The sequence below is a fragment of the Kitasatospora sp. NPDC056181 genome (assembly GCF_042266225.1).
In the GTDB taxonomy this organism is placed as follows: domain Bacteria; phylum Actinomycetota; class Actinomycetes; order Streptomycetales; family Streptomycetaceae; genus Kitasatospora.
Genome location: NZ_JBHJUK010000222.1, coordinates 1 through 10,673, shown reverse-complemented (window position 1 = coordinate 10,673; position 10,673 = coordinate 1). Strand labels below are relative to the sequence as shown.

The window sequence follows — 10,673 nt, the reverse complement described above, 5'->3', positions numbered from 1 at the left end:
CCACCGCACGGCGGCTTGGGAGCCCGTGGCGCGTCCGGTCCGAGCGGACGCGCCACGGGTGGTCGGGCGAGGAGCTGCGCGAGAAGCCGAACAAGGCTTCCCGGGCCCGGGCCGCTCCCCCGGCACCCGGCACCGGGCTGCACCCCGGCACCAGGGGCGGCGCCACGGGGTCACTCCCCCGCGAGCCGCGCCGGAGGGGCTACTCCCCCAGGGCCGCGCGGGCGTCGACGAAAGCGGCGACGGCGCGCTCGACGTCCTCGGTGGAGTGCGCCGCGGAGAGCTGCACCCGGATCCGGGCCTGGCCGTGCGGGACGACCGGGAACGAGAACCCGATCACGTACACCCCGCGCTCCAGCAGCAGCTCGGCGAGCCGGCCGGCCTTGGCGGCGTCGCCGATCATCACCGGGGCGATCGGGTGGTCGCCGGGCAGGATCTCGAAGCCGGCCTCGGTCATCTTCGACCGGAACAGCGCCGTGTTGGCGGCCAGCCGCTCGCGCAGCTCGGTCGACTGCTCGACCAGGTCGAGCACCTTCAGCGAGGCCGCCGCGATCACCGGGGCGAGCGAGTTGGAGAACAGGTACGGCCGCGAGCGCTGGCGCAGCAGGGCGACGATCTCGCGGCGGGCCGCGACGTAGCCGCCGGAGGCGCCGCCGAGGGCCTTGCCGAGGGTGCCGGTGATGATGTCGACGCGGTCCATCACGCCGTGCAGTTCGGGGGTGCCGCGCCCGTTCGGGCCGACGAAGCCGACGGCGTGCGAGTCGTCGACCATCACCATGGCGTCGTACCGGTCGGCGAGGTCGCAGATCTCGCGCAGCGGGGCGACGTAGCCGTCCATGGAGAAGACGCCGTCGGTGACGATGAGGCGGCGGCGGGCGTCCTGGGTGTCCTGGAGCTGCTTCTCCAGGTCGGCCAGGTCGCGGTTGGCGTAGCGGTGGCGGCGGGCCTTGCAGAGGCGGATGCCGTCGATGATGCTCGCGTGGTTGAGCGCGTCCGAGATGACCGCGTCACGCTCGTCGAGCAGGGTCTCGAAGACGCCGCCGTTGGCGTCGAAGCAGGAGGAGTAGAGGATCGTGTCCTCCTGGCCGAGGAACGCGGAGAGGCGGTCCTCGAGCTCCTTGTGGACGTCCTGGGTGCCGCAGATGAAGCGGACCGAGGCCATGCCGTAGCCCCAGCGGTCGAGGGCGTCCTTGGCGGCCGTGAGCACCTCGGGGTGGTCGGCCAGGCCGAGGTAGTTGTTGGCGCAGAAGTTGAGCACCTCGCCGGGGCGTCCGCCGCCGGTGACGGTGACGGCGGCGCTCTGCGGGGTGCCGATCACCCGCTCGGGCTTGAAGAGGCCGGCCTCGCGGATCTCGTCGAGGGTGGCGGCGAGGTCGTCGCGCACGTTGTCGAACACAGCAGACTCCTAGTCGGCGGGGAGGCTCAGGCGGTCCAGTCGAGAATGATCTTGCCGCAGCGGCCGCTGGCCGCGTCGTCGAATGCGGCCTCGAAGTCGGAGGCGGCGTAGCGGCCGGTGATGACGGGGCTGAGGTCGAGGCCGCCCTCCAGCAGGACGGACATCGCGTACCAGGTCTCGAACATCTCGCGGCCGTAGATGCCCTTGATGGTGATCATCGAGGTGACCACGGAGGCCCAGTCGACGGGGAACTGCTCGGCGGGCAGCCCGAGCATGGCGATCTTCCCGCCGTGCGTCATGTTGGCGATCATCGACTGGAGCGCCTCGGGGCGGCCGGACATCTCCAGGCCGACGTCGAAGCCCTCGCGCAGGCCGAGCTTCTGCTGGCCCTCCTCGATGGTGTGCTCGGCGACGTTCAGGGCGAGCGTGACGCCGACCTCGCGGGCCAGGTCGAGCCGGTACGGGGAAACGTCGGTGATCATCACGTTGCGGGCGCCGGCGTGCTTGGCGACGGCGGCGGCCATGATGCCGATCGGGCCGGCACCGGTGATCAGCACGTCCTCGCCGACGAGCGGGAAGGAGAGCGCGGTGTGCACGGCGTTGCCGAAGGGGTCGAAGATCGCGGCGACGTCGAGGTCGACGGGGACGCGGTGCACCCAGACGTTGGAGGCGGGCAGCGCGACGTACTCGGCGAAGGCGCCGTCGCGGCCGACGCCGAGGCCGATGGTGTTGCGGCAGAGGTGGCGGCGGCCGGCCAGGCAGTTGCGGCACTTGCCGCAGACCAGGTGGCCCTCGCCGCTGACCAGGTCGCCGACCGAGATGTCCGCGACGGCCGCGCCGATCTCGGCGACCTCGCCGACGAACTCGTGACCGAGGACGAGCGGGGTGCGGATGGTCTGCTGCGCCCAGCCGTCCCAGTTGCGGATGTGCAGGTCGGTGCCGCAGATGCCGGTGCGCAGCACCTTGATCAGCACCTCGCCGGGGCCGATGGCAGGCTTCGGGACGTCCATCAGCCAGAGTCCGGGCTCGGCCTTCTGCTTGACGAGTGCCTTCACTGCGGCGGCTCCTGACGCGCGAGGGGGCGGCCTGGTGTGGGCAGGCCGGCGGGGCCCGGCGGGGTGGCGGCTGCCGCCTCCTTCTCACCGGGCACGGAGCAATCTGCCTGGTGGGAGGGGGTGCGGTCCATCGAGGAATTCTTAAGGGCCGCCACAGCTGGGCTAAACGATCGTGCCCGAGCAGCGGCGGGCGGCCATCGCGGCGTGCCGGTGGCCACCCGTTCGGCGCAGCACGCGGGGGTGTGCGGACCGGCCGGGCGACTGCGGGGCCGTCGGCGGGGGCGCGGGGCGGGGGCAGCCACCCGCCGGGCCTGTCCGGCGGGTCCAGCGCACAGGAGGAACGAGGCGGGCGCCGGGCACCGGGAGGCGGAGCGCGGACGGCAGCACGCAGGGCACCGGGCACCGGGCGCAGGGCGCAGGACTGGACGGCGGCGGGCCGTCGGCTCAGCTCCTCCGGCTGCCGACCGCCTCGGTGAGCGCCGCCCCGGCTGCCAGAAGACCGGCGGCGGCGACGAGCAGGCCGCCGGTGGACACCAGCAGGTCGGCCGAGCGGGGAGTCGTCGCGAGCCGGGAGAGCAGCGTGTTCACCGGGGACAGGCCCTTGGCCACCAACAGCGCCAGCAGCAGCACCAGGGCGAGCAGCAGGGCGTGGCCCTGCCGCCGGAAGACCAGGCGGGAGCAGACCAGGCCGACCGCGATTCCGGTGAACGCGCAGGTCAGCTGTGCCTCGGTGCCGAGCAGCAGGTCGGCGACGGTCAACGGGTGGGTGCCGGTCAGGAAGGGGATGCCGAGGCCGAGTGCGGTCAGCAGCAGGCACCAGAGGACGGCGGTGCAGACGGTGCCCAGCAGGACGCGGCGTGAGCCACCCGCGGTGACGACGACGACGGCGCGGTGGGCGTGGTCCTCCAGTCCGGCCTGGGCGATGGTGAGCCAGGTGGAGCAGAGCAGCATGGCGCCGGCCGCCGCGCCGTAGGTGGCGGTGAGCGGACCGTTGTCGCTGCTGGTGAGCACGGTCACCAGGCCTACGAAGAGCAGCACCGGCGCGAGGTAGCGCTGGGAGAGCAGCATGGTGGTGAACTGGTAGCGGACCAGGGAGATCACCGCGCCACCTTCCTCGACACACCGCATGCGCCCCGGGCGGGAATGCCGGCCCGGGTGGCGCCCTCGGTCGGGGTGGCGCGGTCGGCCCGGGTGGCACTGGCGGTCGGGGTCAGGCGGTCGACGGACCAGTGGTGCTGGAGTGCGGCGAGCAGGACGGCGTCCGAGTGCCTGCGGTCGACCCGGAGCACCAGGGAACCGTCGCGGCGGGCGGTGTCCAGCACGCCGGGGAGGGTGTACCAGTCCGGTCCGGACGGGGTGGCGCCGACGCCGGCGCCGGGGACCGTCAGGACGATCTCGGTGACGGCGGCCTCGGCGACAGCGTCCAAGGTGGCCACCGCCGCCGCGGTGCCCCCGACCTCGGTACCCCGGCCGTCGGTACCCCGGCCGTCGGTGCCCCCGACGTCGGTGCGGCGGGTGACCCGCGCGTCGCCGATCGCGTAGGTACCGGTGGCGTGGGCCCCGGCGACCGCCTCGCGGTGGTCGGTGAAGACGACGGCCCCGCCCTCGCCGGCCACCTCGTCGATCAGTTCGCCCAGCACTCCGTGGGCGGAGGCGTCCAGGCCTGACCAGGGTTCGTCCAGGACGAGCAGTCCGGGCCGGACGAGCAGGGCCTGCGCGAGCGCGACCTTCTGGGCGTTGCCCTTGGAGAGGGTGCGCAGCGGGGCGTCCGGTCCGCCGACCAGGGCGAGCCGGTCGATGAGCCGGCCGGCCCGGTCGCGGGCGCGGGTGGTGGGCAGGCCGCGGATCCGGCCCATGTGGGTCAGGTAGGAGAGTGCGGTGATGCGGTCGTTGGCGGTGAATCGGTCCGGGACGTAGCCGGTCTCGCGGGGGCGGCCGATGACGCGGCCGGTGGTGGGCCGGGAGAGTCCGACGAGGATCCGCAGCAGGGTGGACTTGCCGGAGCCGTTGCCACCGACGACGGCGAGGACGTCACCGGCGGCGACGTGCAGGTCCACGTCGCGGAGGATCCACCGGCCTGCGCCGTAGCGCTTGCCCATTGCTTCGCACCGTAACAAGTCGGCCCCCGTTGACGTCAGTTCGCCTTCGCACCCTACTGCGCTGCGGGCGGTCCACAGCGGCTGGGTGCACGGGTCGCAGGGGCGCAGGGGTCGGCGGGGTGCACGGGTCGCAGGGGCGCGGGAAGGGCCGGTGGCGGGCTGCGTCCGTTCGGGCCAGCGGGGCGGCGGCCCGGCGCGCGGGCCCGTTGTGGCGCGCATACGGTGGCGAACGCTCCCCCCGGCCTCGTGGAGCGGTGCTCCGGGGCCGTCCGCCGCAGAGAGGCGCCTCGACGATGAGCCCGACCGTGACGAAGACCCGACGACGGACGTTGCCCGCGCTGCGCCGCCGCTCCCCCGCGCGGGCGGCCACGGCGACGCTCGCCCTGGCGGGTCTGCTGGCCGCGGCCGGTTGCTCGGGCGGGGCGGCGTCGGACCCGTCGGCGGCAGGGGCGGTGACCGCCGTTCCGGCCGCGCTCAGCCCCTCGGCGAGTGGTCCGTCCTCGGTCGGCGGTTCGCCGGGCGGATCCGGTTCGCCGGGCGGATCGGGGCCGGCCACCGCGTCGGGGCCGGCGGGCGCGTCGGGCGGCTCCGTGGCGCCGCTGACCCCGGACGTCACCGCCCGGCTGGACGCCGCGATGCAGCGGGTGCTGAACCAGACCTCCGTCCCCGGGGTGATGGTCGCTCTGACCACTCCCGACGGCAGCTATCTCAAGGCCTTCGGCGTCTCGGACAAGATCGCCGGCACCCCGATGGTGACCGGGCTGAACATGCGGATCGGCAGCGAGACCAAGACCTTCACGGTGACCGGGCTGCTGCGGCTGGTCGACCAGGGAAGGGCGGGCCTGGACGACCCGGTCGCCAAGTACCTCGCGGGCGTGCCCGGCGGCGACGCGATCACCCTGCGCGAGCTCGCCGACATGCGCAGCGGCCTGTTCTCGTACACCGCGGACCAGGGGTTCGTTCAGGCCTTCCTCAACGACCCGAACCGGCCCTTCACGCCTCAGGAGCTGCTGGGGTACGCGTTCGCGCACCCCGCGAACTTCGCTCCGAACACCCAGTTCGAGTACTCCAACACCAACACCGTGCTGCTCGGCCTGGTGATCGAGAAGATCAGCGGGCAGCCGCTCGGCAGCTTCCTGAAGCAGCAGGTGTTCGACCCGGCGGGTCTGGGGCGGACCGTCTTCCCGGCCGACGCGTCGTTCCCGCAGCCGCACGCCCGCGGTTACACCAACCAGACGGCCGACGGCGGGGTCGCGGACGCCACCGACTGGAACCCGTCCTGGGCCTGGGCGGCGGGCGCCGCCATCTCGGACCTGGCCGACCTGCAGAAGTGGGCGAAGGTGCTGGCCACCGGCACGCTGCTCAACCCGCTGACCCAGGCCGAACGGCTGAAGACGCCGCCCACCGGGGTGCCCGGACTCGACTACGGGCTGGGGCTGTTCGTCAACCACGGCTGGATCGGGCACAACGGTTCACTGCCGGGTTACCAGAGCGTGGCGGTCTACCTGCCGTCGGCGAAGGCGACGCTGGTGGTGCTGCTGAACTCCGACATCCCGTCGCAGGGTTCGGAGCCGTCGACGCTCTTCGCGCAGGCGGCCACCGAGATCGTCTCGCCGGGGAACGTCTACAGCTTCCCGGCCGCCCCGGGGAGCAGTTCGCCCTCGCCCGCAGTGGCCTGAGGGCCGGTCCGCGCGCCGGCCCGGGAACCCGGTCGGCGCGGCGGCCCGGGAGTCGGGGTCCGCGCGCCGGCCCATGAACCCGGGTCCGCGCGCCGGCCTGAGGGTCCGACTCCGTGCCCCGCCGCATGCGTCGGATTCCCACGCGTTCCGCTTCCGGACGTTGCACCACTTCCGTCCGGGCTGCGTCACCTGCCGAGCACCCGCGCGAGGTCGTAGGAGACGGGCTCCTCCAGCTGCGCGTAGGTGCAGCTCTCCGGGGTCCGGTCCGGGCGCCACCGGCGGAACTGGGCGGTGTGCCGGAACCGCGTGCCCTCCATGTGGTCGTAGGCGACCTCGGCCACCCGCTCGGGGCGCAGCGCCACCCACGAGAGGTCCTTGCCGCCGGTCCAGCGGCTGACCGCGCCGGGCAGCCGGGCGTCGGCGTGCGCGGCCTCGTCTGCCCAGGCGCCCCACGGGTGGTCGGCGGGGTCGTCCATCCGCAGCGGGGCCAGTTCCTCGGCGAGTTCGCGGCGGCGGGCCATCGGGAAGGCGGCGCAGACGCCGACGTGCTGGAGCCGGCCCTCGGCGTCGTTGATGCCGAGCAGCAGTGAGCCGACCACCGGGCCGCTCTTGTGCTCGCGGTAGCCGGCGACCACGCAGTCGGCGGTCCGCTCGTGCTTGATCTTGAACATGGTCCGTTCCCCCGGCCGGTAGGGCTGGTCGAGCGGTTTGGCCACCACGCCGTCGAGACCGGCGCCCTCGTACTCGGCGAACCAGCTCCGGGCGAGGTCGCGGTCGGTGGAGGCGGGTGCGGTGAAGACGGGGTCGGCGGCGTCGGCGAGGGCGGCTTCCAGGGCGGGGCGGCGGACGGCGAGGGGTTCGTCGAGCAGCGAGTCGTCGCCGAGGGCGAGCAGGTCGAAGGCGACGAAGGAGGCGGGGGTGCGCTCGGCGAGCATGGCGACCCGGCTGGCGGCCGGGTGGATGCGTTCCAGCAGCTCCTCGAAGCGCAGCCGTCCGTCGCGGGCGATCACCACCTCGCCGTCCAGGACGCAGCGTGGTGGCAGTTCGCGTTTCAGTGCCTCGACCACTTCGGGGAAGTACCTGGTCAGCGGTTTGCCGGTGCGGCTGCCGAGCTCGACCTCGTCGCCGTCGCGGAAGACGACGGTGCGGAAGCCGTCCCATTTGGCCTCGTACTGCATCCCGGGCGGGATATCGGCCACGGACTTGGCGAGCATCGGCGCCACCGGCGGCATCACGGGCAGGTCCATGGCTCCGATCCTCGCGCCTGCCGTCCCGGGGCGCGCGCCGGGCGGGGCGCGCGCCGGAGCGGACGCACGCCGGACGGGACGCGCCTCAGGCGGGACGCGCGCCGGGCGGAGCGCAAGGGGGCGGGCATGCCGTTCCCACCCCCGCTCCCCCACCACCCCGCTACCCCGCTCTCCCGCCCCCAAGCGGCACCACCTTGGGTGGTTTGCCGTAGTTCGGGGACGCACTCTAGGGTGCGCGGTGTGGTGATCAGGTGATGGACCTCGGGGACGGAGCGGCGGGCCCGGACGGGAGGTTCCGGTTCGTGGGCCGGCAGCGCGAGCTGGGGCAGTTGCTGGCCGCGCTGCGGCGGCCGCCCGCGGTCGTGCTGGTCGAGGGCGAGGCCGGGATCGGCAAGTCGCGCCTGGTCCGCGAAGCCGCCGCCGTTCTGCGGGCGGAGCGGCGCCAGGTGCTGACCGGTCTCTGCCACCCGCTGCGCGAGCCGTTCCCGTACGGGCCGGTGGTGGACGCGCTGCGCAAGGCCGACCTGGCGGACGTCACCGGCTTCCCGCCCACCGCCGGCGCCCTGGCCCCGCTGCTGCCCGATCTGGCCGGCCGGCTCCCGGACCCGCCGCAGCAGCCGACCGACGCCTCCGGGCGGCGCTTCCAGCTGCTCCAGGCCGTACGGTCGTACCTGACGGCGCTCGGGCCTGCCGTGCTGGTCGTCGAGGACCTGCACTGGATCGACGACGCCACCCGTGACCTTCTCCTGCTGCTGGCCCGCGACCTGCCGCCGCAGCTCGGCCTGGTGCTCACCTACCGCGCCGAGGACCTCCCGCCGAAGGGCGCCGTGCTCGGCGCCGTCTACCACCACCCGCCCGGTACCGCCGGCTCGGTGATCCGGCTCGGCCCGCTGCTGGAGCCGGAGGTGCGGGAGCTCGCGGCCGCCGCCCTCGGCCCGTCCGCGACCGCGGCGCTCGGCGCCGCCCTGTACCGGCGCAGCGAGGGCCTGCCGCTGGTCGCCGAGGAGGACCTGATCACCCTCGCCGAGCAGGGCGGGCCCCACGGCCGCCCCGGGGCGCTGGAGCGGCTGCGGGACGCCGACGCGCCGCACGGGCTGCGCGAGGCGGTCACCGGGCGCCTGGGCATGCTGTCCCCCGACGCGGCGGCGATCGCCGAGACGTCGGCCGTGCTCGGGGTTGCGGCCCCCGAGGAGTTGTTGGCCGACGTCGCCGGGTTGGGCCGGGAACGGGGCGCCGAGGCGGTGATCGAGCTGCTCCGGGCGTCGCTGCTGCGCGAGGCGGACCAGGGCGAGTACGCGTTGCGGCACGTGCTCGCGCAGCAGGTCGTGTACCGCGCCATCCCCGGGCCCGCCCGGCTCCGTCTGCACCAGCGCGCCGTCGAGGCGCTCCGGGCCCGTACCCCGGTGCCGCTGATGCAGATCGCCCACCACACGCTGGCCGCCGGTGACCGGGCCGGCTGGCTGCTGCGGGCGCAGGAGGCCGCCGACCAGGCGATCGCCGTCCGGGACGGCGCCACCGCCGCCCCGCTGCTGCGCCGGATGCTCGACCGGCCCGAGCTGGCGGGCGAGGCGCGGTCGCGGGCGGCCCTGGCGCTGGCCGGGGTGGCCGCCAACAGCCTGGACTTCCGCACCGACGCGCTGGTGCTGCGCCGGCTGCTCGACGATCCCGGGCTGCCGATGGAGGTCCGCGGCGAGATCCGGCTCGGCCTGGGCCTGGGCATGCTGAACGAGAACGCCGATCCCGCGGGCTTCGACGAGGTCGAGCGGGCGGTGGGCAATCTGGCGGCCGGCCGCCCCGGGCTCGCCGTCCGGGCGATGGTGGCCCTGGCCCTCAAGGAGGCCGAGGGGCCCGCGTACACCCGGGCGTGGCTGGAGCGCGCCGAGGACGCCGTCCGCGACCTCGACGACGAGGCGATGAAGGCCGCCGTCCACGCCACCCGCCTGACCCTGATGGCCTGTCAGGGCGACCCGGCGCTCTGGGGGCTGACCGAGCGGCTGCCGCGCCACCCGGACGACCGCGCGGTGCTCCGGCAGACCGCGCGCGCCCTGCAGAACGTCGCCGACACCGCCGCCTACCTGGGCCACGACCGGCGGGCCGCCGCCCTGTCGGCCGAGGCCGGGCAGATCGCCGCCCGGGTGGGCAGCCCGATCGTGATGTTCCTGTCCCACGGCACCGGGCTGCGTCTGGACGCCCTCGCCGGCCGCTGGGACGGGCTGGAGGAACGGCTCGACGCGCTGGTCGACGAGTACCCGACCGCCGGGGGCGCCCGGGCCGAGCGGGCCGTCGTGGGCGGCACCCTCGCGGCCGCCCGGGGCCGGCACACCCGGGCGCTCGAACACTTCCACGAGGCGTTCCGGATCGGCGCCGACCAGATGCTGGTGGGCATCGAGCTGCGGGCGGCCGCCGGACTGACGTCGCTCCACCTGGCCAGAGGAGAGGCACCGCGCGCCTGGGCGGTCGCCGGACAGGCCGTGGACACGGCGCGGCGCACTGCGGCCTGGCCCCGGGCGGCCGGCCTGGTGTCGGCCGCGGTCGAGGCGGCACTGGCCTGCGACCGGCGGTCGGCCGCCGAGCGGCTGGCGGCCGAGGCCGGGCAGGGACTGGACGGGTGCGACGCGCCGGCGGCCGCCGCCGACCTGGAGGTCGCCCAGGGCCTGCTGCTGGACACCGACCCGGCCGGCGCCGCAGGGCACTTCTGCGGGGCTGCGCGCAGGTGGCGCGGGATCGGGCGCCCGTACGAGGCGGCCAGGGCCCTCGAACGGGCGGGCGACGCGTGGCGCGGTGCCGGCGGCGCCGGGGCGGTCGAGCCGCTCACCGAGGCGCTGGCCCTCTACACGGAGGTCGGTGCCACCGCTGACGCGACGCGCTGCGGGCGGGTGCTGACCGACCTCGGTGCCGTCCGCCGTCGTCCCGGGCGCCGGGGGTACGGCGGCAGTCTCTCGCCGCGCGAGCACCAGGTCGCCGGGCTCCTCGCCGCCGGTGCCACCAACCAGCGGATCGCCGAGGCCCTGTTCCTGTCACCGCGGACGGTGGAGAACCACGTCGCCAAGGTGCTGCGCAAGCTCGGCACCGACCGCAAGGGCGTCGCGGCCGTCTACCCCGAACGCGCGGACGGCCCCGAACGCCCGGACGGCGGATGAGCCGGTCCGCACCACGGCGCCGCCCCCCCGCGGGCGGGCGGGGGGGCCGGGGGACCCGGA

Annotated in this window: 7 protein-coding genes; 2 read left to right on the top strand and 5 right to left on the bottom strand. The window is 75.0% G+C overall.

Going from position 1 to position 10,673, the window contains the following annotated elements; translation table 11 throughout:
* Positions 1-199 precede the first annotated feature (199 nt).
* The 4 genes from ACFC1F_RS40800 to ACFC1F_RS40785 form a co-directional block, all read right to left on the bottom strand.
* A complete protein-coding gene (locus tag ACFC1F_RS40800) occupies positions 200-1,393 on the bottom strand; it encodes a glycine C-acetyltransferase (RefSeq protein WP_209416473.1) in 1,194 nt (397 codons plus the stop codon).
* A gap of 26 nt (positions 1,394-1,419) precedes the next feature.
* The gene (gene tdh / locus ACFC1F_RS40795; RefSeq protein WP_148646069.1) at positions 1,420-2,448 is read right to left on the bottom strand and encodes an L-threonine 3-dehydrogenase; all 1,029 of its coding nucleotides are present in this window, start codon (positions 2,446-2,448) and stop codon (positions 1,420-1,422) included.
* A 444-nt stretch (positions 2,449-2,892) separates the two neighbouring features.
* Entirely contained in the window at positions 2,893-3,549 is a 657-nt protein-coding gene (locus ACFC1F_RS40790; RefSeq protein ID WP_376166556.1) for a hypothetical protein, read from the bottom strand.
* Positions 3,546-4,547, bottom strand: coding sequence for an ATP-binding cassette domain-containing protein (locus ACFC1F_RS40785; RefSeq protein WP_376166554.1), 1,002 nt, complete (start codon positions 4,545-4,547; stop codon positions 3,546-3,548). The genes ACFC1F_RS40790 and ACFC1F_RS40785 overlap by 4 nt, the downstream gene beginning before the upstream one ends.
* A gap of 305 nt (positions 4,548-4,852) precedes the next feature.
* Between ACFC1F_RS40785 and ACFC1F_RS40780 the strand changes: the two genes are divergently transcribed.
* Positions 4,853-6,226, top strand: a complete 1,374-nt coding sequence (locus ACFC1F_RS40780; protein WP_376166552.1) for a serine hydrolase domain-containing protein — start codon at positions 4,853-4,855, stop codon at positions 6,224-6,226.
* Positions 6,227-6,411: 185 nt separating this feature from the next.
* On the opposite strand, the gene ACFC1F_RS40775 is transcribed toward ACFC1F_RS40780, so the two are convergent.
* A complete protein-coding gene (locus ACFC1F_RS40775) occupies positions 6,412-7,473 on the bottom strand; it encodes an ATP-dependent DNA ligase (protein WP_376166550.1) in 1,062 nt (353 codons plus the stop codon).
* Positions 7,474-7,727: 254 nt separating this feature from the next.
* Between ACFC1F_RS40775 and ACFC1F_RS40770 the strand changes: the two genes are divergently transcribed.
* A complete protein-coding gene (locus ACFC1F_RS40770) occupies positions 7,728-10,613 on the top strand; it encodes an AAA family ATPase (protein WP_376166548.1) in 2,886 nt (961 codons plus the stop codon).
* Positions 10,614-10,673: the final 60 nt, after the last annotated feature.